Source organism: Halopseudomonas salina, assembly GCF_008641105.1.
The window spans coordinates 173,979-197,805 of the sequence record NZ_VTTI01000003.1; the positions used below are offsets into that span (position 1 = coordinate 173,979).

Consider the following 23,827-nt stretch of genomic DNA (forward strand, 5'->3'; position numbering starts at 1 on the left):
GACCGACCCAAGGAGCCCCTGTGTCCACCAGCGTGCAAATGAGCGGTATTCACCTGACCTACCCCACAGAATCGGGTTCCGTCGCGGTACTCAACGATGCCTCGCTCACAGTGCCGCCCGGTGAATCCCTGGCGATTACCGGCCCCTCGGGCAGCGGCAAGACCTCCCTTCTATTGCTGCTCTCCGGCCTCGAACGCCCGGACCAGGGCGAGATACTGGTCGGCAGCCAGAAACTGAGCGATATGGACTCCAACGCCCTGGCTGACTGGCGCAGTGCGCACCTGGGAATCATTTTTCAGTCTTTCCATTTGCTGCCCGGCCTCAGCGCCCTGGGCAACGTCAGCCTGCCACTGGAAATCGCCGGCCAGGCTAATGCCCGCGAACGCGCCCTGGCGATGCTGGAGGCAGTCGGGCTAAGCCACCGCTTGCAACACTACCCCAGCCAGATGTCCGGGGGTGAGCAGCAGCGCGTGGCGATTGCCCGGGCACTGGTTCATCAACCCAGCCTGCTGCTGGGCGATGAGCCCACCGGAAACCTGGATCAGCAAACCGGCGAAAAGGTACTGTCACTGCTGTTCGATTTGCACAAGCAAAGCAAATCAACGCTGGTGCTGGTCACCCACGACGAGCGCGTAGCCGAACGTTGCCAGCACCGGGTCAGAATGGATGCAGGGCGTTTGCATGCGCTCTGATATGTTCACTAGATTGTCCTGGATGTGTCGGTTTGCTGTGACAGATCTGCGCTCGCGCCTCTCTGTGCTCAAGGTTTTTCTGGCATGTCTGATTCTCGGCGTCACTCTGGTAGCTGCCACGGCGAGCCTTTATCGGGTGGTCGAACAGAGCCTGCTGGCGGATACCCGAGCGCTGCTGGGCGGCGACGTCGAGCTGGATGCAAGTCAGCCGCTGCCCGATGAGGTGCTGGAATGGATTCGCACCACCGGCACTGTTTCCCTGGTGCGCGAACTCGACACCATGGTCAGCGATCAGGCTGGCGACAACTTTCTCAGGGCCGCGATCCTTACGCCGGATGCTGCCTATCCGCTGTACGGCGAGCTGCGCCTCTCTCCAGACCAACCGCTGGCCGAACTCACCGCTCAAAAGAATGATCTTTGGGGTGCTGTTATCGATCCCGTGCTGGCCGAGCGCCTGGGTCAGAACGTGGGTGATGAAATCCAGATCGGCGCCGCCACCTTCCGCATCGGTGGGCTGATTCAGGCGCAGCCCGATCGCAGTCTGAATGCCAACTGGCGCGGTCTGCCAATCATGATTTCCGACGAGGCGTTGCAGGCAGCGCAACTCATAGGTCCCGGCGCACGCGTCGACTACGAATACCGGGTGAAGACCGACCGCGACCTGGATCTGTGGCTGGATGAATTCGAACAGGCTTTCCCCGAAACCCAGTGGGACACCACCACCTTCGCCGAGCGCAGTGAACGCCTGGCCGAGCGCCTGGACCAGATCGCCACCGCGCTGATTCTGATCGCCTTCACCACGCTGTTTATTGGTGGCCTGGGCGTTGCCAACAGCATCCATGCCTACCTGGATGAGAAGCTCGGCACCATCGCCACACTGCAAACCCTGGGTTTACGGCGCAGGCCGCTAGTAGGCATCTATCTGCTACAAATCGGCATACTTGGCAGCATTGCCGGTCTTGTCGGCGGCGCCTTGGGCGTTGGGTTATCTACGGTAGCTCTGAGTCTGGCCGACAATACCTTTGCCGCGACCGAATCTAGCGGAGCTGGCCAGTGGATCTCGGTCTGGATCCTGCCCCTGTTACTCAGCTGGCTTTTCGCCGTGCTGACCGCCTATGTATTCGCGCTGCCGGCATTGGCCAAGGCGCTTGCTGCCTCACCGGCTGGACTGTTTCGCGGCAAGGTACAGGCCGCCAGCCATGAACCGCGCAGTTGGCGCCTCGCCAGTTATGGCCTGCTGGCTGTATACATCGCCACCCTGCTGATCTGGCTGCCCTCCTCGCTGCTTGGCTTCCTGTTTCTGCTTGCGTTAGTCGTGCTCTGGGGGCTGCTGGAAACGCTGATCAAAGGCTTGCAGTATTCCGCCCGCGCGCTGGAAAACAGCGGTTTTGCCGATCGCAACTTCGCCCGTCGTTTGGCCCTGGCCAACTTGCATCGGCCCGACTCGCCACTGCGTGCGACCCTGCTCTCACTGGGTACCGCACTCACACTGGTCGTCGCCTGCACGCTGCTGGTCAGCACCTTGCTCCGCGCACTGGAGTCCACAATACCCGCCGAAGCGCCCGCATTGATTCTGTATGAAGTGCTGCCAGACCAGATCGAACCCCTGCAAACCGGTCTGCAAAGTCTGGACCCAGACGCCGAAACCGAACTCCTGCCACTGGTGCGTGGCCGACTGAACGCCATCAACCAGGAGCCCATTGCCGAAGTGCTGGCAGACAACTCCCAAGCCAGACGCGAAGCCATGGGCGATGAATACAAACTCAGCTACCTGTCAGGCAACCCGGAAGACCTGGAGCTGATTGCCGGCGAATGGTGGACCGCGCCTGCGCCAGAAGGCCGGCCCGCCTTCATGGCCATGGAAGATCGCGAAGCCAACCAACTCGGCCTGACCGTGGGCGACCAGGTGGAGTTTCAGGTCGAAGGTCAGACCGTCCCCGCCGAAATCAAGGCCCTCTACCGCCAGAAAGGTCTGCAAACGCGCTTCTGGTTTGAAGGCGTACTACAGGACGGCGCCCTGGATGAACTGATCGGCCGCTACGTAGGCGTGGTTTACCAAAGTGATCCCGGCGCCAAGGCGTCACAACAATGGCTGGCCAGAAACATACCCAACGTCATCACTCTGCGCACCGCCGACTGGCTGGAAACTGCCGGCGACCTGCTCGGCAAAGCCACCGCGGGCCTTGCCGCAGTGGCTCTGGTCAGTCTTACCGCAAGCCTGCTGGTGCTTTCCAGCGTCGTCAGCGTCAGCCGCAGGCGGCAGCTCTATGAAGCCAACCTGCTGCATATTCTCGGCGCCAGGCACCGGGCGATTCGTTTGGCGATGCTGTTGGAAACGGGGTTGCTGACGTTTATCGCCACGCTGTTTGCTACTGCCCTGGGCGCGCTGATCGCCCTGCCCCTGGCCGCCACATTGCTGAAGTTACCCGCCGGCGATCTCTGGTGGCTTGGTGCGTTGGTCGCAGCTGCAGTCAGCTCCCTAGCCATGCTCGGCGGCCTCATTCCCACTTTGCAGGCATTACGGCTCAACCAGGCCATGCTGCTGCGCGAAGGATAAACACAAGTGCGCAGTACCACTCCTGATGCCCCTGGATCGAAACCCTCAAATTATTTTGTAGTGGATTACTCGCATATTTGCATGCTCGCCTATTGGTAGAGAGATGGCCAAGGGCTATGATTATAAAGTCAAAGCCTGGTTACTCTTAGCCGGGACAAGCACGGAGGCTTTTACGTTAATCAGCCAGTATCGTGATATTGGTCAGCTGGTATCCTCCATGTTGAAGAAAATCCCCCTCAGCCAAGTATGCATGGGTATGTATGTGCATAAATTCTGCGGCTCCTGGCTAGAACACCCCTTCTGGACCAGCAAATTGTTGATTGAAGACTCAGCTACCCTGGCCAAAATCCGTCAATCTTCAGTTAACGAACTTATCATCGATCTGGCGCGTGGCTGTGATGTTGCGCCTCATCACCCAGCAGCGCCGATTGAATCAGTCGCACTCGGCAAAGATGCTGAGGTTGGTGCAGACAACAGCCAGGCAAAAACGCCAGTAATAACGAGCTCATTCAAAGATGAAGTGCGTCAAGCACGTGAAATCTTTCGTAGTGGCAAAGAAGCCGTGGTAAGCATGTTTGCCGATGCGCGAATGGGCCGGACGCTGGAAACAGCGGGGCTGAACGAGTTGCTCGATGAAATGAGCGCCTCGGTCTCGCGTAATTCCCATGCGTTGATTAGCGTTGCACGGATCAAAAGCAAGGATGAATACACCTATTTGCACTCTGTCGCTGTTGCTGCGTTGATGATTGGCATGGCGCGGCAACTTCAGTTGGATGAAGAAGCAACGCGTCAAGCGGGCTTGGCAGGGCTGCTGCATGATCTGGGTAAAGCGCTTACCCCAGAAGATATTCTCAACAAGCCAGGCAAGCTAACGGAGGATGAGTTTGCTGTGATGCGTGAGCATCCGGTCATGGGGTATCAGCTATTGCAATCCTGGACGGACGTGCCCGAAGCGGTGCTTGATGTGTGCCTGCATCACCATGAAAAGTTCGATGGTACCGGCTATCCTCAGCAACAAGCCGGAGCACAGATCAGCCTGCTCGCACGCATTGGGGCAATCTGTGATGTGTACGATGCCATCACCTCAAATCGACCATACAAAGCGGGCTGGGACCCAGCGATTTCGGTCAGCCGGATGGTTGCATGGAAGGGGCATTTTGATCCGGAGCTGCTGCGGATCTTCGTGCGTATGCTCGGCATTTATCCGGTAGGGTCATTGGTAAAGCTCACTTCAAAGCAACTGGCAGTGGTGATCGAGCAGAATCCGGAATCGCTGCTGAAACCGAAGGTAGAGGTATTCTACTCAATAACCTTGCGGCAAAAGATTGCTACCAGAACCCTGGATTTGTCAGATACACGCGTAAAAGAGCAAATTGTAAGCAGAGAAGATCCGGAACAATGGAACTTTCAGCAACTGGAAAAAATCTGGCTGCCTGAGTAACGCAACCCGAAGGTAAGTCTCCCAACTCTCACGCTTCGCCATTCATCACACAAATCGGGCATCTTCTCCAACCGGCATCTTTGCCCAGTTGTGTTGACAGCAAAGCCGCCTCGACCTTAGCTTGGCCTTGCGGGTGTCAGCGCCCAGCACAGCGACGTTATCACGATAAAAATAACAAGCCTGGAGCCAGCTCTCATGAGAATCACATCGCTGAAGCCCATGGTGGGTGCTTGCCTGTCTCTGGCGGGCGGGCTTGCGTTTGGCCTTGCCAGCCTGGCCCACGCGGAAGAATTCACTATGCCGCACCTGCTGGTCATCGGCACCCCCGGCACCTCCAGCGGCAGCTTTGCTTCCACCAATGGCTGGGGCCCTATCCTGCAGAAGGATCTGGGAACCAACGTCCGCGTTGTGCCGGAGGACAGCGAAGTCCAGCGGCACCGCCGGCTGACTGAACGTCGCGACCTGGCGCTGAGTTCGGTCTCCACCGCCGAGCTGCGTTTCCAGATCCAGGGCATTGGCCACTACGCCACCATGACCCCGGTACCCCAGCGCGTCATCTGGCACCACAACGACACCCCCTGGTCGTTCGTGGTCTCCGGCGACTCGGACCTACACACGATGGACGACCTGAAAAAAGGCGGCGTTCGGGTTGCACGGGGGCAGTTCTCCCCTCCCATGATTGCCGCCGTGACCGATGCCCTGCCTGCCTATTTAGGCATGACAAGCGCCGAAGGCGCTGAAAACCTCCGATTTGTGCCGGCCAGCAGCTATGTCGAGAACTGCCGCGCCGTTGTGGAAGGCAAGGCCGATGTGGCCTACTGCGCCACCATCAGTTCGGTGATGGCCGAGATGGAAGGCGCGCCCGGCGGCATCCGCTGGCTGTCCATGGATCTAGATAGTAGTCAGGCATGGGAAGGATTCCTCGAGCATCGCCCCATGGTCGTGCCCGGCACCATCAGCATGGGTGTGTCGTCAGCCAAAGGCGTTGACGGTCTTGTCTCGAACTTTCTCTACGCCGCCCCGGCGGATGCCGACGAAGCCTTCGCCTACACCATGGCCAAGTGGTTCCACCAATCCTACGACACCTACAAAGGCTCTCATCCCCTGTCCACCCGCATGAGCCTGGAGGTGTTCCGCGAGTATCTGAATCGCTCGCCGCTGCCTGTCCACGAAGGCACCGTGCGTTACCTGAAAGAGGTCAACGTCTGGACCGAGGAAGACGACAAACTGAACCAGGAGGCTATCAAAAAAATGGATAGCTGGATGGTCGCCCGGCGGGCAGCCCTGGCCGAAGCCAAGGAAAGCGGTATCGAGCCAAACATGAACAACGACAGGTTCATGGCCATTGTGGATAAGCATACGCAAGGCCTGGAAGGCTTCCGCACACGTCTTTAACAACAAGGGGCTCCATGAAAACTGAAACCGTCGTTGCTGAAGTCGTTGAACCAGGCGCCGAGGTCACTCGGCTGGGTGAGCCGTTCTCCTGGCAGAGCATCGCCTTTGTCGTGCTGAGCGTCTGCGGGCTGATAGCGGGGATAGCCTATATCTTCGGCTTCACCTGGAACGGCCGGCGCCTGCTGGAAGGCGAGTACTACTGGATCTTTATCGGCTTCTTCGCCGCCGCTGCCTTTCTGGCGCTCCCGGCCAAAGCCGGCCAGTCGAAGGTGCCCTGGTACGACATAGTGGCCGCCGTCCTCGTGCTGGGCGTGAGCTTTTACTTCGCCAACAACGCCTGGGACATGATCCAGGCCGGCTGGAGCAATCTGTACCTGGGCATCGTCATCTGGCTGTTGATGATGGAGCTGGCCCGACGCAGCGGGGGTACGCCTTTTCTGCTGGTCGTGGTGCTGATCGGGCTGTATCCGCTAGTCGCGGACCTGTTCCCCGGGCTTATCATGGGGGTGCCCTATCAGTTTGATCACATGATCGAGTCCTACGTCTTCCGCGCCGAAGGCATGATGGGCATCACCACCAAAATCGTCGCCGAAATCATCCTGGGCTTCCTGGTGTTCGCCGGCATATTGCTGGCTACCGGCGCGGGTGCCTTCTTCATAGACCTGGCCAACGCCGGTTTTGGACGTTATCGCGGCGGCCCGGCCAAGGTCGCGGTGGTCGCCAGTGCCTTTATGGGCAGCCTGTCCGGCTCGATCTTCTCCAACATCGCCGGCACCGGCTCCATCACCATCCCGACCATGAAAAAAGCCGGCTATCCGGCCCACTACGCCGGCGCCATCGAAGCCTGCGCCTCGACCGGGGGCGTGGTAATGCCGCCGGTGATGGGCGCAATCGCGTTTGTCATGGCAATTACCATCGGCGTGGACTACGCCACCATCATGATCGCCGCCATCCTGCCCTCGCTCCTGTTCTACTTCGGCTTGCTGCTGCAGGTAGACGGTTATGCCGCGCGCACCGGTATCAAGGGCATGCTGGAAGAGGATCTGCCCTCCACACGCAAGGTACTGATGCGCGGTTGGCCATTCCTGTTCGTCATGGCATTCCTCATGTGGGGCCTGCTGTACATGCGCTGGGAGTACTACACGCCCTGGTACGCCTGCATCCTGATGATCGGGCTGTCGTTCCTGCGCAAGGAGACTCGCCTGACGCCCGCCCGGCTGTATGACGCCATCCGCCAGATCGGCGTACTCATCACCCAAACCGCCGCCATCATCCTGCCGATCGCCTTTGTGGTCGGCGCCCTGACCATTACCGGCGTTACCGGCTCGGTCACCTCCGGCCTGGTGGGCTTGGGCGGTGACAACCTGTTCCTGGTGATCCTGTTTGGCATTGCTGCCTGCTTCATCATGGGCATGGCGGGTCTGGCCATCGTCGCCTACATCTTCCTGGCGGTCACACTGGCCCCGGCGATCATTGAGGTGGGCGGGCTGAACACCATCGCCGTGCATTTCTTTATCGTCTATTACGCCATGCTCTCGGTGATTACGCCGCCAGTGGGTGCTGCTGCATTCCTGGCAGGCACCATAGCCGGGGCCAAGCCGATGAAGACCTCCTTCACCGCCATGCGCCTGGGCATCGTGATCTACTTCGTGCCGCTGTTTTTCCTGTTCCAGCCTGCCCTGCTGCTGCAGGGCGACCTGACCCCGCTGTTCTACGTCCTGCCCTCGATCATTGCCGGCATCATGCTGATCTCTGGCGGGCTGGAGGGTTACCTGCTCGGGGCGGGCCTGGTCAAACACTGGCAACGCCTGCCACTGATTGCCGCAGGCTTTGCCTTCAGCTTTCCGGGGCCGATGACGACCCTGGTCGGCGGTCTGGCATCGGCCGTGCTGGTCGCGATGGTGTGGCAACAGAACCGGGGAGTGAAACAAACATGAGCACACTGAAAAGCGGTAAATAAATCTGTCCCCTTTTTCTGTCGGATAAACGCTAGAATCAACGAAAGCGGACCTGTAATGGCTCGTTACTTCAGGTTTATTAGGCCTGGTCTCTCTCTAGGAGTTTTCATGAAGATTCGCTCTGTAATCCTTGCTGCTGGTCTGGTTGGTTTTTCTGCAATGGCTTCCGCTTCCAGCTTTATTGGTACCACCAATGCGGTGGGCAACGTTCTAGTCAACATGGCTGAAGCCTTGGGTGACAGCACTGCCTCTACCTTTGGCTCGAACAAGGTCGTGTTGGATGCCCGGGATGACGCTGCCAGCTTCGTCGGCAGTGACGGTCAAGTGCGCGGCGTTAACCTGGAGGCGGCGCTGGGTCATATTCGCCACCAGATGCCAGAGCTACAAGCCACTGATATGCAACTGGCAGAAGCTATTCTGGCTCTGTGATAGCAGTCCTGAACGCCCAGTCTTTTCAGGGCGTCATTCCCATTGCGCCTTGACATACGCCCCGCTCTCGAGCGGGGCGTAGCCGTGATCGCCATTGTTCTGGGTCTAACATCGCTACTGTGGGTTCTTCCTGCTCATTCAGCCTTGACTGTGAAACTGGAACAGGCCGAGCTGAGCAATGAGCAGCGACAGGCCAGCCAGAAGCTGCTTGAAGCGGCGCTCAAGGCCCTGCCTCCCCGGTTGGTTTCACAACTCGACCATGAAATCCTTTTACGTTGGTCTCCCAAACTGGCGCATAGCGTCATGGGGCGGGCCCGCTATGATGGTCAAATACTCCTCAATCAGCGTTGGCTCGATGCGCTGGTGCAGGGGGACGATCAAACCCTGCCCGCCGGACGCCAGCACGCCACACTGCAACGGGAGCTGCAAGCAACACTGATCCACGAGCTTGCGCATTTTTACGACCGAGGCCAGTTCTGGCCTGCTGACGAGCGTGGGTTGTTACGCTCATGTGCCCGGCAGCACAAGAGTCTTGGCCCGGTTGGCTTGCCTGTTGAATGCCGGGGCCAGTCGCAGCGACGCTTTACCCTGAGTGACAATCCCCGATTGCTTGAGCTCGCCGGTTGGCCCGCGCGTATCGGTGGCCGTGGCGAGGTAGAACGGCACAATGACCAATACCTGCGCACGCCGGATGCCTATGAACTGAGCAATCCACGCGAGTTTGTTGCAGTCAATCTTGAGTACTTCCTGCTTGACCCCGAATACCGGTGCCGCCGGCCGGGATTACATGACTATTTTTCGGAGCACTTTGGCTGGGCGCCCAGCGTTGCGGCCGACTGTGCTCCGGGTTTGCCCTATGTCAATGGTGGGCTGGATGTCGACAAACAGGTCCTGGGGCAACTCGACGAGGGGCGTATCTATCAGGTGCATTACTTGCTCGCCGAGCCTGAGGGAGCACTGGTTAGCCGCTGGGGTCACAGCATGCTTCGGGTTGTCATGTGTGCGCCTGGCCGGCCGTTGGGGCCTGAGTGTCTGATGGATCTTGAACATCATCTGGTATTGTCGTTCCGCGCCTTCGTCGATGACCTTCAGATATCCAGTTGGGATGGGCTGACCGGCGTCTATCCATCTCGTTTGTTCATGCTGCCACTGAGTCAGGTGGTCGACGAATACACCAAGGTTGAGTTCAGATCCCTGCAGTCGCTGCCACTGAAACTGACCACTGAGCAACAGATCAGCCTGGTGCGGCGCGCAGCCGAGATGCACTGGAACTACGACGGCACCTACTACTTCGTCAGCAACAACTGCGCGGTTGAAACCCTGAAGCTGTTACGTAGCGGTACCGATCGCCTGGATATTCGCGGTATGGAGACGGTCACGCCAACCGGACTGAGGGCGCTGCTCAGGCATGCTGACCTGCTCGACGAGTCGGTCTTGCAGGATCATTCCGAAGCCTTGCGCCAGGGCTACTATTTCGACTCCTACCGTGAACGCTATCAGTTGATGTTCGATATAGCGCGCGAGCGCTTGAATTTACCCCAGCAGAACGTAGAGGCGTGGCTCGCATTGGCGCCAGAAGAACGAAGTGACTGGTTCGAACGAGCCGACTATCGCGTTGCGGCGGCCCTACTGCTCCTTGAGCAAGCTGCATTCAGACGCCAGATTATATTGATTCAGCATGAGCTCAAGGACCGCTATGTATCCGGGCGGCGCATGGATGATGTCGCCCTGAACGAAACTGGTGAACTCATGAGCCAGCTATTGCGCGAAAGCGGCTTTCTCAGCCGTCCCGCAGAATTGTTGAAGACCGGGTATGGGTTGCCGCAGAAGCAGGAAAGACAGCAGCTGAAGCAGCTCACTGATGAGCGTCAGCAAAAATTGCACGGACTGGCCGTGTTGGTGGATGAACGGGCGCTTGAGATGATCAGCACTGAGCACCGCAGGGCGGTGGAGGCAAACCAGCGCAATATTACCGAACTGGGTGCGCGGTTGCGTCATTTGCACCGCGAGTCCGGGAGGCTCGTGCTGCCGTGAGCCGAGCCTGAAGCCTTGCCCCCAAAGCGGCAGACACAGAATACCAACATTAATGCCCCTGCTTCCCCAAACCCAATAGATCGCCATCATCCTTCCTGAAATCCGCTTACCCACTTTGCGTTATACTATAACATTATGTATTCTCCCCGCCGGGCCTCACCGAGGCCCGCCCAACCCTTCTATCGCCTAGGAAGGCAGTTGTCCCACTTCTGGAGAATGACAGTGAATCGCAAACTCAACCCCCTCGCCGCAGCCATTGGCTTCGTGTTGCTACCCGCACTCGCCACGGCGGAAACAATCGAACTCGAACCTGGTGTTGTCAGCGCCAGCGCTCTGGCACGGCAGAGTCATGAAATGGTGGTACCAGCAGAGGTCCTGGACGGTACACAGTTGGTCCTGAGCCGCGAAGCCACCCTGGGGGAAACACTCGAACATTTACCCGGTCTGCGCTCGAACAGCTTTGGAGCCGGTGCCGGACGCCCGGTAATTCGAGGTCTGGACGGTGCCCGGGTGAAAGTTCTCAGCGACGGCGTAGGTGTGCTCGACGCGTCCACTATCAGCCCCGACCACGCCGTCACCAGCGAGCCGATGCTGGCCGAGCGGATCGAGGTCCTCAAGGGTCCGGCTGCCCTGCTCTATGGCGGCGGTGCGATCGGCGGGGTAATCAACGTAATCGACCGAAAGGTACCAACCTACGTTCCAGAGAATGGCTATGAAGCGGACCTGGAACTGAGAGGTAACAGCGTAGCCAATGAGCGTTCCGGCGCATTCGGCATTACCGTTGGCGCAGACCAGTTCGCATTCAGGGCAGAAGGCAACAAACGCAGGACCGATGATTATGAAATTCCCGATTCGCCGGGAGAGCAGCACGGCTCCTACAACGACACCGATTCGTTCACCCTGGGGGCCAGCTTCATCGGTGAGCGCGGCTTTATCGGGCTGGCCTACGGTGAGCAGACCCGTGAGTACGGACTGCCCTTCCACGAACATGCCGATTGCCATACCCATGGCCCACGCGACTGGCATTGCGCCGGTCATGATGCGCATGACGACCACGAAGAAGACGAAGATCATGACGATCATGCCCATGAGCATGAACACGAAGCGGCCCCCTATGTTGATATGACGCAGAAACGCTGGGATCTGCGGGCACAGGCAAGCGATCCACTGCCTGGCTTTGAAACCCTGCGCGTCAGAATCGGGCACAGCCAGTACGAACACGACGAGATAGAAGATGGCGAGGTGGGCACTCGGTTCGAGAACAACGCCACCGATGCACGCTTCGAGCTGACCCACCAACCCGTATCAGGCTGGCGCGGCGTGGTCGGCGCCCAAACTCTGCATCGCGACTTTGAGACCACTGGCGAAGAAGCCTACGTACCACCCACGGTGACCCGCAACCACGGCATCTTTCTACTTGAGGAATACGCCACGGCTAACTGGCGATACGAATTGGGGTTGCGCCAGGAGTGGCAGACCATCGACGCCAAGGGTGCAGCCGATAGTCGCCACAGCGGCACATCAGCCTCGGCCGGCGCCATCTGGTCCTTCGTGCCTGACTACTCTCTGGGGCTCACCCTGTCCCGATCCCAGCGCCTGCCCACCGCTGAAGAGCTGTACGCCAACGGGCCACATGCGGCAACCAGTACAGTGGAGCTGGGCAATCCTGATCTAGATGAAGAAACCTCCTACAACGCAGAGCTGACGCTGCGCAAACTGGCAGGCCCTACCACCTTCACCTTTAGTCTGTTCCGCAATGCGATAGACGACTTTATCTACGCAGCTGACACAGGCCGGGACGTGGGCGGAGAACTGCGCGAAATCGAGTACCGCCAGCGCGATGCAGTATTCACCGGCATCGAGGGCCAGGTGCGATTCCAGGCGACTGGCCGCACAGCGCTAACCCTGTTCGGAGATCACGTACGGGGCGAGCTCAAGAGCGGCGGTGAAGACCTGCCGCGCATCCCTGCGGACCGCTTGGGGGTTCGCCTCAACCAGAGCTTCAGTCCCGCGATAGACGGCCAGCTGCAGCTCTACCGTGTGCGTCAGCAGGATCGCGTCGCGTCATTTGAAAGCGAGACCGAAGCCTACAACATGCTGAGTGCGGGGTTGAGCTATACCGGGTTTTTCAACCAGACCCAGTATCTGTTGTATGTAAAAGCCAACAACCTGCTGGACGAGAAAGCACGGGAACATACTTCCTTCATCAAGGATGAAGTCTTGCTTCCCGGCCGCAACCTGACCGTCGGAGCGCGCCTGGCATTCTGATAAACCCATGCAAGGGCGCCCCTTGGGCGCCCTTCACCGGAGCGCTCACACCCGCCAGGTGCCCTCCCCTCACGCCTGCCGCATCGCACCCGGAACCAAATCCGAGAAGCTTCGGTCACAGTTACCGTATTGTTTTCAAAGAGGTTATACATGCGATTCAAAATGCTGGTGTTATGTTCTGCGTTGATGACGGTTTGGGGTAGTGCTACAGCCAACCAGCCGAATGTGTACGGAGTCAGTGAAAAGGCAAGCTTGCCTGACCTGAATCTGGAAGTACCCGCCAAGCTGGACACCGGCGCCGTAACCGCCTCGCTCAGCGCGCAGAATATCAAGCTGTTCAAGCGCGACGGAGAAGACTGGGTTCGCTTCCAATTGGCTGTTGAAGGCGAGCAGCAAGGCAAGGAACTGGAACTACCCGTTGTACGTATCAGCAAGATCAAACGGCGCGCAGCAGATGTACCCGAAGGTGAAAGCAAAGACTACACCTCCCGCCCGGTAATCGAGATGGCCGTGTGTCTCGGCGGGAAGGAACAGGATGTTGAAATCAATCTGACGGACCGCACCTCTTTCTCATATCCGTTTCTGATCGGCTCTACCGCGCTACAGCAGTTTGACGCGATGGTCGATCCAAGCCTGGAATACTCCGCCGGCAGCCCCTCCTGCACCACATGAGGCCTAGTGCTTCATGATTCAAAACCTGGTTGGGGATAATTCGGGTGGGAGGTAACTATTGCCTTTGCGCGATCAGGAAGGCCGCACTGCAAGCCAGTCGCGCAACATGCCAGGCAGCATCGGCCGGGCGATATGGTACCCCTGACCTTCATGGCAACCCCAGCTCTGCAATAACTCAAGTGTCGCGGCGTCTTCGATACCTTCGGCTACCACCCGGTAGCCGAGGCGTGACGCCAGCTCGATGACTGCCTGCACCAGCGGTATGTTCTTTTCATTGGTGTGCAGATTGTGCATGAAAGTCTGATCAATTTTGACCGTGGTCGCGGGGAGGTCCCGCAGGTAGGTCCAGTTGCTATAGCCGCTGCCAAAATCGTCGATCGCGATCTTGATGCCCAACTCGCTGATCCTGTCGAGCTGCTCACGCACAGCCTGGGGTTTGTTTATCAGTGCCGTTTCAGTAAATTCCAGTTCCAGGCTGGATGGGTTGAGGCCCTTCTGATCAATCAGCGCAGCAAGCTCGTCGGTGAAAGCACTGCTCTCCAGGTCAGTAGCCGAAATGTTGATTCCAACCTTGAGGCTGATCCCTTGCGATTGCCAGACGGCAGCTTGAGCTACGGCCGCGTGCATGACTTTCAAGCTGATGGGGCCGATCAGAGCTGTTTTTTCTGCCAGCGGAATGAATTCCGCCGGACCAATAGGGCCGAAGACGGGGTGCGTCCAACGCAACAGCGCTTCGACTGACTCACAGCGCCCTGAATTCAGGTCAATGCGCGGCTGGTACACCAGATAAAGCTGATCATCAGACTGCAGCGCCGCGGTCATGGCCGAGAGCAACATGAATGCCCTTTGCTGTGCATCATCCAGGCGCTTGTCATACCACTGCCAGCCTATCTGACGATCCCTTGCATCGTCAGCAGAACTTATGACCAGCCTCAGCCAGTCCTGATCTGCGGCCTGGTCGCGGTCGATAGGCAGGACACCAATCCCTGCCTGCATCTGTATCGGAATGCCCTTGCTGATTACCGGCTTGGCCAGGTCATCCAGAATGGACTGATACAGGGAGGGCCCAGCCTGGGCCTGCACTTCATCCAGAAGAAAGGCGAAACGCGTGGGGCTTATCTTGTACAGGGTGCATCCTTGAGGTAGCTGGGCCTGCAGTCGTTCTTTGATGGTCAGTATCAGCTCATCGGAGAAACGGTAACCGAGCGCCTTGACAATGTCGTTGAGAAACAGCGGCGGTATGACGTCAACCGCCGCCACAGTGCAGCCTTCGCCACCGAATACTGTCGAGCGGATCCTCTGCTCCAGCATTACCCGATTGAACAACCCGGTCTGCTGATCCACGATAGCGGCATCGCGCAGGGTCAATATGCGCTGCATGACCAGTCCGGCCAGGTGCTTGAGCATTGCCAGCTCGCGATCGTCGAGCGCCGGGCGCGGCTTGGTGTCGATGATGCACACGCTACCCAGACCTAACCCATCAGTGGTGGTCAGCGGCACACCAGCATAGAAACGTACGTTTGGCTCACCAGTCACGATGGGGTTGTTGGCAAACCGCGAATCAGACAGAGCATCAGAAATCTGGAAAGGCTCGTCGGCAAGAATCGTGTACGCGCAGAACGAATCCAGGCGCGGCATCTCGCGTACGTCGAGCCCGACACTCGCACGAAAGAACTGGCGCTTCTCTTCAACCGTGGAAATCAGTGCGATCGGCACCTGAAAGGCAGCTGCGGCCAACTCGACAACCCGCTCGAACACCGGATCCAGGGAGCTCTCCAGAAGGGATAGCTCACTGATCCTTAAAAGCCGTTGCGGCTCGTTGCCTGGAACGGGAGGTCTTTGAGTCATAAGACACTCTAATTAAAAGCCGAAGAAGCATCGACGATTTGACAGGCGTTCGAGCACGGCCCGACAGTTTTTATAATAATTAACTACTGAATAAAACAGTGGCAAATGGCCCTGAAGCAACACCCACTGTGTTTCTTGATGTGTTGTAACCTCGACCCACTAGCGGTGTCTGATTGTTATTTCTGGGCTATCAGTTTTCCGGCGCGGCCAGAGCCTAATCACGCGTCAGCGCCGCCAGCCGGGCCAGCAGGCGTGCCTCATCCACGGCATCGCATTGCTCCGCCTGTAGAAACTGCTCTGCGTACTGGCGGTAGATACCCGCGTCAATGAACAAGTGCAACAGGTCGGCATCCACATGTTGCTGTTCGGCCATGCTGACCAGAATATCCAGTGACACCGACAGAGGCTTGGGTTCCTTGTAGGGGCGATCGGCGGCGGTGAGCGCTTCGAAAATATCGGCAATGGCCATGATCCGCTCGGGCACTCCCAGATCTTCAGCCGTGAGCCGACAGGGATAGCCCCTACCGTCCAGCGTTTCGTGGTGCGTCGCAGCCATGTTCGGCACCCGCTCCAGGTGGCGCGGGAACGGCAAGGCTTCCAGCATGATCAAGGTCTGCACGATGTGGTCATTGATCTTGAAGCGCTCCTCCGGCGTCAGCGTGCCGCGGCTGATGCGCAGGTTATACAACTCGCCCAGATGCATGGCGTGTTCGGGCAACGTCATATCGAAGTTCCAGCGGTTGGCCGGATTGTCGCGCTCGACCGGTGGTTTCCTGTCGCCCCAGGGATAAATATGCTCTGGGCGGTCAGCCAACAGGTATTCGTTGGCAGGCAATTCCTGCGTGGGGAAGTTCTCCATACGCGCCTGCTCCGCTCGCGACAACCCCAGGCGATTATCAAAGTGGCGCGCCCAGCGCCGCTGCGCAATCTGCTCGAGTTCGGCCACCCGTTCATCCGACATCGATTCACCGCCCATATTGGCCTGGGCGACGAGGGCAAACTCTGCCTGCAGGCGTTGCTGTTCGGCGCGACAGGCCTGACGCAACTGCTCGGCGTCTCGCCCCTTCAACTCGGCCCGCAGGCACTCCAACTCGGCATCACGCCAGAGCACTTCGAAGCGGGTACGAATTTCATGGATGCGGTTATAGATGGTTTCCAGCTTGGTCGCCTTGTCGACAACGTATTCCGGGCTGGTGATCTTGCCGCAATCATGCAGCCAGGACGCCAGATGAAACGCGTAGCGCTGATCCACGTCCATGGCGAAATCCGCCAGTACGCCCGACTGGGCCGCTTCCGCCTGCTGCAGCAGCATAGCCGCCAATTGTGGTACGCGCTCGCAGTGCCCGCCCGTGTAGGGTGACTTGGCATCAATCGCATCGGCCAGCAAACGAATGATCGCATCCAGCAGCCGCTGCTGGCCGGCAAACAGCAGGCGCGTTTCAATCGCCACCGACAGCGTGCCGGACAGGTCCCGCACAAAGCGTTGCAGACGCTGATGGAAGTCGCTTTCCAGCTGAATCGACAGCTCCACCACGAGAAAGCCGAGCAGCGCCCGGTAGCGGTCATGCAAGGTCACCACCAGATAGTTGTGGTTGGCATCCAGGCGCTGCAGCATCTGCTCCTCGGGCTCATTGCGGAATGCATCATCCAGGTCAAAGGTGTCGGGGTAATGGGGACCCTGAAAGCGACTAATGCAATCAAGCTGTGTGCCCGCTTCATTGCACAGATACACGGCACCGCTACGCCCTTCCGCCGTCGCCACCAGATGCTCCATAACATCGTCGAGCATTCGCTCCAGGTGCGGCTCATGACTCAACGCCAGGGTAATCTGCTGAAAATGGTCAATCGCCGAACCCATGCGCCCCATCAGAATACTCAGGTGGTTGACCTCCCTGATCCGTGAGCGCACACGCGGGGGCTGGGTAAAGTCGAAATCACTGAAGGCCTGCACCTGGTCTGCCAGTTCGCTCAAGGGTTCACCCAAACGTTGCCCGAACGCCCAGCCAATGGGCAGGATGACCAGCATGAGGGCCAGCGCCCAGATCGCCTGATCCACCAGGATGGCTCGCGCACCGGCCAGCAACTCCCAGCCAGGAATGGCTATCAGGATATGTACGCCCGTGTCGGCGAAGGAGGCCAACGGAAAACCGATGCCATACCAGATATCGCTATTCAGGTTGAAGGTAACGGGCTCATTCTGCTCTTCACCCAAGGTGACCCGACCCGCCAGCTGAAACAACGCTCCGTTGCTCAGTTCCGACAAGCTGGCAAGCCGAAAATTGCCGTTCTGCTGCTTGAGAATCTGCTCCAGATCCGGATAGGCCAGCACGCGCCCATCGGCGTCTACCACGGCGACCTCGCTACGCGCCGTCATGCGCATATCAGCCAGCTCACTGGCCAGATCACCGAGGGCGGCGTCCAGGCCGATCACCGCGTTACCCGTCTTGCTCGGCAAGGCCATGGTCAGGCCAACTTCACCGGTGGTAAAAAACACGTAGGGTTCGGTCAACACCAGCTCAGCGCTAGCAGTGGCGCGCTGATACCAGACCCTGGTACGGGGATCAAACTGGTAGTCCGGCACCGCCTGCCGCGAGAGCAGTTTCAGGTCGGCATCATGGAATTGCCAGTAACCGCTAATCTGTTGATCCGGCCCATAGTGCATGCTCTGCACCAGGTAGGCGGCCTGCTCGGGGGCAGGGTATTCCAACGTGGCCTGGCGGCCTTTCAGCGGACGCACCAGCAGAAATTCACCGTTGGCATAGCCGACAAAGACGGCGCTCAGGGTGGCATTGGCACTCAGTACCTCGACCAGCAGCGGCAACCGTGCCAGGCGCTGCTCAATGTCAGGTGCGCCCCCCAGTGGATCATGTGCCAGGGCGCGCAGGGTGCTTTCCGCCGGGCTGATCAGACGGCCCGCCCGTTCATCCATGATGACCGCCAGCTGCCGCGCCGAATCCTCGGCCGCTGCCAACATGGCTGCACTGGTTCCACGATAACCCTGAACCACAGTCACCAGCATGACGGCCAGCAAGCTGAGAACGATCCCGCTCGCCAGTATCCATTGCAGCGGCAAGCCGCTATTGCGCCCCTTTTTCATTCCTTGAACCACCCGATCGCGATATGGCTCTTACACAATAGGCCAGTTTGGGGCGACCGGTGGTAGCAGATACAATTCTGGAGCGAGATCGCTGGCCCGCTCAGGCAGGCTGGTGAGCGCCCAGCCTACTGATCCACAACGCAAAAACGATCAGGCTGCCGCCGATAAAGAGCGGCAACAAAGCGGTGTCCGTGCGCCAAACCAGCAGATTGAGCAGCAGGCCGACGGGTACGGCAAGATTGTTCATCACCGCAAGCGTGCCCGCAGGGACCAGCGTCGCGCCCTTGTTCCAGCAAAATTGACCCACCGCGGTGGCGAGCAACCCCATCCACAACAACACGCCCCACTGCGTGGAAGTGCTGGGTAACTGCTCGGTATTGCCAAACAGCAGCCACGCCGGCAATACCACCAGCAACGCGCCCACGAAGAAGTAGCCGAAGCGTCGGTACAACGGCACCTCGGATGGAAAGTGCTGCGCCAGATGCTTGTAGCCGATCTGCCCGCTGGCAAAGGTGAAGTTAGCCAGTTGCATCAACAGAAAGCCGCCAAGAAAGTCCGCGGAGATGCCGTCATATCGAATGATGCCCGCTCCGATCACCGCGACGGCCGCAGCCAGCAAGGCCCAGGGGTTGAATCGTCGCTGCATTGCATCGTCGATGAGCGTGACATGCAGCGGGGTAAGCACGGTGAACAGCAGAATCTCTGCCACGCTGAGCAGGTTGAAACTCAGATACAGGCAGATATAAGTCACGCCAAACTGCAACGCGCCCACCAAGGTCACCCCACCGATGAAGCGGGGATCGACGCCGCGCCAGCGGGTCAACGGCAGAAACACCAGGCCAGCCAGCACAACGCGGGTCAGCACCGAAAAGTAAGGATCGACCTGGCCCGCCAGATGGGCACCGATCAGGTTGAAGGACACGGCCCAGAGCACCGTGACGAAGAGCAGATAGGTCATGTCGCCTCCATTTCAGGAGCGCAACCTTACCGGCTTGCCAGCAAATCGGCTACACCAATCCGCCAGGGTGAATCAGGCTTACCGCAGCGCGTACCCACCCAGCAAAACGGCAGCCACAAGCCTGGTTACCGGTCCAAACTCAAAGCCTGGCGCTGAAGGAATCGCACTGGCTGATATCGCCACTGTCGAACCCGCGCTTGAACCAGGTCATACGTTGCTGCGAGCTGCCATGGGTAAAGCTGTCCGGCACCACCTCACCACCAGATCGGCGCTGCAGGCGGTCGTCGCCAATCGCAGAGGCAGCGGCGAGCGCCTCGGCCAGATCACCCTCATCCAGCAATTGCTGGTTATTCGCATTGTGGCCCCACACACCAGCGAAGCAATCGGCCTGCAACTCCTGGCGCACCGACAGGGCATTGACCTCCGCCTTGCTCTTGCCCGCCCCCGCAGTTCGCACTTTCTGGCTGATACCCATCAGATTCTGCACGTGATGCCCCACCTCATGGGCAACCACATAGGCCTGGGCAAAATCCCCAGGCGCGCCCAGTTGCAAATTGAGATCACGAAAAAAGGCCAAGTCGAGATACACCTGATTATCCGCCGGGCAATAGAACGGGCCGACAGCCGAACTTGCCGTACCGCACGCTGAATTGACCCGGTCGGAAAACAGCACCAATCGCGGTTCCTGATAGCGTTGGCCAGAAGCGGCAAAGATCGCGTTCCAGGTATCTTCCGTATCCGCCAGCACCACAGAGACAAACTCGGCCAACTCCTGCTCTTGTGTACTGAACTGCCGGGTGGACTGATGAGTAGACTGCGACGCGACCTGCGGACCGCCATCGACCACCTGCAGCAAATCAATACCCAGCATCCGGGCACCAAAGAACAGCACCACACCCAGCACCAGCACGACGCGACCGATCTTGCTGCGCAGCATCATCGGCAGAAACCGCAGCAACAACAGCCCGGCCCCGCCCCCGGCACCCCGCACCGACTGCCCCCGACGATCATCCACATTGCGGCTCTGCCGTCTGCCACGCCAATCCATTGAACCATCCTCATTCAAGCCATCGACCCGCCAGACAACAGCGAGCACTTTTACCAGAGAACGATCATCGCATGAGACTGTTCAAAGGTATCCGCATTTCGCCTGAGTAATACCCCCTTATAAGCAGGCTGCAAACGTAGCTTCCAGCGTATTCAAGGCCCGTCCGTCTGGCATAGGATGGAGCTCAAATTCTGGCTGATCGACCCAAGCCGACTCCAGCCTAAATAAGGGAGCGCCGAACATGATCACGTTGCACCACCTCAACCAGTCCCGGTCCAAACGTATTATCTGGATGCTGGAGGAACTCGGTGTGGAATATCAGTTGGTGAGTTACCAACGGGACAAGGTCACTCGCCGCGCACCCGAAGCGCTAAAAGCCATCAATCCCCTGGGCAGATCGCCCGTGATCGAGGATGGCGACCTGGTGATATGTGAATCTGGCGCCATCATCGACTACCTGGTCAGCCGCTACGGCGCAGACATTTTCGCCCCGCCAGCGAACACACCCGCACACGCCCGCTACGTGCAATGGCTGCACTTCGCCGAAGGCACCGCCGCCTTCCCCTTGATCGCCCTGTATCTGTTAAGCGCAGACAACAGCCAGAAGTGCTTTCTGGGCGGATTTTGCAAGGAACAAATGACCGACGTACTGACGCTGGCCAACACCGAACTGACCGACAAAACCTATCTGATGGGCGATCAGTTTACCGGTGCGGATGTGCTGAATTCGTTTGTATTCGAAAAGATCGGCGAGACGCGGGGGCTTGGTGAATATCCGAATCTTGAGGTGTATATGCAGCGGATTATGGCGCGGCCGGCGGCGCAGAAGGCCGAGGCGTTGGAGCGGGAGTATGATGCGGAGGTGAGCTGACCGGGGCAAAAGGCAGGGCCCTCGACTTGGCTTGGGCTTGCCTTGTGAACAGCAGGCCGTTTGGCTCGGTAGCCGCCTAAAAAGTTCTAATATCACCGATAGTAATATCAAATAGCCATACATCAAGCAGCTCTCTATAATAGCGCTTATCCCTTCCCCTCTTTTTCCATTCCTGGATCATTCTATGATGGCAGTTACTAAGGCAGCCCTCAGCAAGCTTCTCGCCATCATAGTACTGACTTTTGTCACTATTTGGCTGTCGCGCTTCACCTCAATTTCCGGCGAACTCTCACTCATCTGGCCAGTTACCGGGATGTCGGTTGCGGTCGCTCTGGTGTGGGGTCGACTGGCGACTGTAGCTGTTGGTATGGGCATGCTTCTCTGGGCCGCTTATCAGTGGCTCTCGCCATCTATTTGGCCACTTTTATTCGCGGAAGCCACCGTACCCGGATTACTGGCCTATTATTGGCCGAGCCGCTGGACCCTGAGCAGCAACCGCGCCTTGAGTAGCCTGGCTAATTTTTTTCTCCGGGGCCTACTACCTGGCGCCGCCAGTGCGGCCTTGTTCGGTACCTTGGCGATTGCTGCCAGCGATAGATATCCTGATTTTCACGTACTCGATATCGCCGCTTTTTATTGGGTTACAAGTGCAATTGGGGTCCTACTAATTGCCCCTTTGTTGATGAGTGTTTGCCTACAGGGTCTGCACCTAGAACAGAATGATCGGCGTTTTCTTTTGCAATGGTTCGGCTGCCTTTTACCCGTGCTTTTGCTTTCTGTCTTTGCAAGCCCGGAATACCGCTGGATTGCCCACTACCTATTTGTGCCCATGATGGTCTGGGCCAGCCTGATCGCCTCACCGTTACTGCTAAATCTGTTGTTGCTTGGCGTGAGTGTGCTGGTGATCTCGGTTGTGCGAACGGATTTCAATTCTGAAGTTGCCGACAATGCAGCCATGGCTGAGGTCATTGTGCAGTTGGTGATTATGGTGCTGACCATGCAGGTGCTTTCGGCAGTCTCACGCGAACGTCAGAATATGCTGCGGGTGTTAAAGCGCCAGGCCCATTATGATCAGCTCAGTGGTCTGTATAACGAAATGGGGTTGGCAAGCTGGCTGGACCAGCAAAGCAGCGGCAATGGCACGCTGGTTATTTTGCGTCTCGAGCAGATCAACAATCTGGCTGATCTGCTGGGTCTTGAAGCCTGCGAACGCATCGAGAAAACAGTAGCTGAAGAGTTTTCGAACTGGGTACCTGGTCACTACGCGCGACTTTGGCGTGGTCTTTACGCTGCAGCCCTGGACATGCCCATCCAGCAGGCTGAAAGCACTCTGCTCCGTTTTTACCAGCAGCTTGATGGCCGTGCGGTCTGCAATGACCACTCAAACCTGCTGATGCGCCCGAGCATGGTTCTGACGTCACGTAGCAGTGCAGGCAGCGTCGAGCTACGGCTCGCGGTGGATGGTCTGGCCACGGCAGCGAATATGACCGGTAATCGCTTCAGTCGATTAAGTCATCCTGAATATGCCGCAGGCAACCGACTTGAAAATAAGGCATTGCAGGAAGCCATCAAGGTCGGGCTGCGTGACCGCGAATTCGTCCTCTATGCGCAACCTATAGTGCCGTTGCAAGGCCACTCCCGGGAGCCGCATTGCGAAATACTCTTACGCTGGCAAAACAGTGCCGGTGAGCTGGTATCTCCTGGTGATTTTCTTCCAGCTGCCGAGCAGGCAGGCTTGATGGGCTCGATTGACTGCTACGTAATCGATAATCTGCTACTTATGTTGCAGCGAGAACCGATGCTAGCGCTCCAATTCAGCAAATTTGGCATCAACCTTTCCGGTTCATCACTGACCGACCCGCAGCTCCCCGAATGGATCTGTCAGCGCGTAAAGGCCGCGCAGATTGACCCCACGCTACTGTGTTTTGAAATTACTGAATCCCAAGTCATTAGCAACCGCCCCCAGGCGGTGCGCTTACTCGATACCTTGCGTGAACTGGGTGCCAGCGTAGCTCTGGACGATTTTGGTACCGGGTTGGCTACCTTTGAATACCTGAAGCAGTTCCGTTTCGACTATCTAAAAATTGATGGCAGCTTCATCAAAGAACTGTCCTCATCAGCAGTCGACCAGTCCATTGTCCGTTCCATGGTCAGTGTCGCCGCGACCCTTGAATTGAAAACCATTGCCGAATTCGTTGAGGACCAGGCCACCCAGGATTTGCTGGAAAACTTCAAAGTCGACTTTGCTCAGGGCTATCATCTGGGCCGCCCGGCGCCCCTTAGTTCCTGGCTCAAGCTGACGCAAGTCAATCATAAACAATCAGCTGGTGGTTAATCCGAGCCTTGGCGATCGCTGGGAAAACCGGGTTTCTCAAAACTCCAGCTAGGCTAGATGAACATTTCATACTGAGCAGATCACCCGTGATCGAGGATGGCGACCTGGTGATATGTGAATCCGGCGCCATCATCGACTACCTGGTCAGCCGCTACGGCGCAGTAACATTTGCCCCACCTGCCAACACCCCCGCACACGCCCGCTACGTGCAACGGCTGCACTTC

At 58.2% G+C, this 23,827-nt stretch carries 15 protein-coding genes and 1 pseudogene; 12 read left to right on the forward strand and 4 right to left on the reverse strand.

Features of this window, described 5'->3' with window-relative positions; genetic code table 11:
• The first annotated feature begins 38 nt into the window (after positions 1-38).
• From FZF01_RS06140 to FZF01_RS06180, 9 genes are all read left to right on the forward strand, one after another.
• On the forward strand, positions 39-692 hold the full coding sequence (locus FZF01_RS06140; protein WP_150277489.1) for an ABC transporter ATP-binding protein: 654 nt from the start codon (positions 39-41) through the stop codon (positions 690-692).
• A 1-nt stretch (position 693) separates the two neighbouring features.
• On the forward strand, positions 694-3,249 hold the full coding sequence (locus tag FZF01_RS06145) for an ABC transporter permease (RefSeq protein WP_223825417.1): 2,556 nt from the start codon (positions 694-696) through the stop codon (positions 3,247-3,249).
• Between the two features lie 103 nt (positions 3,250-3,352).
• Positions 3,353-4,690: an HD-GYP domain-containing protein gene (locus tag FZF01_RS06150; protein WP_308420789.1), complete on the forward strand. Its 1,338-nt coding sequence runs from the start codon at positions 3,353-3,355 to the stop codon at positions 4,688-4,690.
• A gap of 195 nt (positions 4,691-4,885) precedes the next feature.
• The gene (locus FZF01_RS06155) at positions 4,886-6,085 is read left to right on the forward strand and encodes a TAXI family TRAP transporter solute-binding subunit (RefSeq protein WP_150277267.1); all 1,200 of its coding nucleotides are present in this window, start codon (positions 4,886-4,888) and stop codon (positions 6,083-6,085) included.
• 14 nt (positions 6,086-6,099) lie between these two features.
• Entirely contained in the window at positions 6,100-8,022 is a 1,923-nt protein-coding gene (locus tag FZF01_RS06160) for a TRAP transporter permease (protein ID WP_150277268.1), read from the forward strand.
• Positions 8,023-8,151: 129 nt separating this feature from the next.
• Positions 8,152-8,472 carry a DUF2388 domain-containing protein gene (locus tag FZF01_RS06165; protein ID WP_150277269.1) on the forward strand — a complete coding sequence of 107 codons (321 nt, stop codon included), beginning with the start codon at positions 8,152-8,154 and terminating at the stop codon, positions 8,470-8,472.
• A gap of 84 nt (positions 8,473-8,556) precedes the next feature.
• Positions 8,557-10,506, forward strand: coding sequence for a DUF7844 domain-containing protein (locus tag FZF01_RS06170; RefSeq protein ID WP_150277491.1), 1,950 nt, complete (start codon positions 8,557-8,559; stop codon positions 10,504-10,506).
• A gap of 216 nt (positions 10,507-10,722) precedes the next feature.
• Complete coding sequence (locus FZF01_RS06175) at positions 10,723-12,774, forward strand: TonB-dependent receptor (RefSeq protein WP_396253991.1); 2,052 nt, start codon at positions 10,723-10,725, stop codon at positions 12,772-12,774.
• Positions 12,775-12,924: 150 nt separating this feature from the next.
• Positions 12,925-13,446: an ATP-dependent zinc protease family protein gene (locus tag FZF01_RS06180; protein ID WP_150277271.1), complete on the forward strand. Its 522-nt coding sequence runs from the start codon at positions 12,925-12,927 to the stop codon at positions 13,444-13,446.
• Between the two features lie 72 nt (positions 13,447-13,518).
• On the opposite strand, the gene FZF01_RS06185 is transcribed toward FZF01_RS06180, so the two are convergent.
• From FZF01_RS06185 to ypfJ, 4 genes are all read right to left on the reverse strand, one after another.
• Entirely contained in the window at positions 13,519-15,294 is a 1,776-nt protein-coding gene (locus tag FZF01_RS06185) for a sensor domain-containing phosphodiesterase (protein WP_150277272.1), read from the reverse strand.
• A 214-nt stretch (positions 15,295-15,508) separates the two neighbouring features.
• On the reverse strand, positions 15,509-18,391 hold the full coding sequence (locus FZF01_RS06190; protein ID WP_150277273.1) for an HD domain-containing phosphohydrolase: 2,883 nt from the start codon (positions 18,389-18,391) through the stop codon (positions 15,509-15,511).
• 100 nt (positions 18,392-18,491) lie between these two features.
• A complete protein-coding gene (locus tag FZF01_RS06195) occupies positions 18,492-19,349 on the reverse strand; it encodes a carboxylate/amino acid/amine transporter (protein ID WP_150277274.1) in 858 nt (285 codons plus the stop codon).
• Positions 19,350-19,488: 139 nt separating this feature from the next.
• Positions 19,489-20,397 carry a KPN_02809 family neutral zinc metallopeptidase gene (ypfJ, locus tag FZF01_RS06200; protein WP_150277275.1) on the reverse strand — a complete coding sequence of 303 codons (909 nt, stop codon included), beginning with the start codon at positions 20,395-20,397 and terminating at the stop codon, positions 19,489-19,491.
• A 241-nt stretch (positions 20,398-20,638) separates the two neighbouring features.
• On the opposite strand from ypfJ, the gene FZF01_RS06205 reads away from it, so the two are divergent.
• The 3 genes and pseudogenes from FZF01_RS06205 to FZF01_RS19540 form a co-directional block, all read left to right on the forward strand.
• On the forward strand, positions 20,639-21,268 hold the full coding sequence (locus FZF01_RS06205; protein ID WP_150277276.1) for a glutathione S-transferase family protein: 630 nt from the start codon (positions 20,639-20,641) through the stop codon (positions 21,266-21,268).
• Between the two features lie 184 nt (positions 21,269-21,452).
• A complete protein-coding gene (locus FZF01_RS06210; RefSeq protein ID WP_150277277.1) occupies positions 21,453-23,603 on the forward strand; it encodes a sensor domain-containing phosphodiesterase in 2,151 nt (716 codons plus the stop codon).
• An 8-nt stretch (positions 23,604-23,611) separates the two neighbouring features.
• Positions 23,612-23,749, forward strand: a pseudogene (locus FZF01_RS19540) (glutathione S-transferase N-terminal domain-containing protein); the annotation flags it as partial.
• Positions 23,750-23,827: the final 78 nt, after the last annotated feature.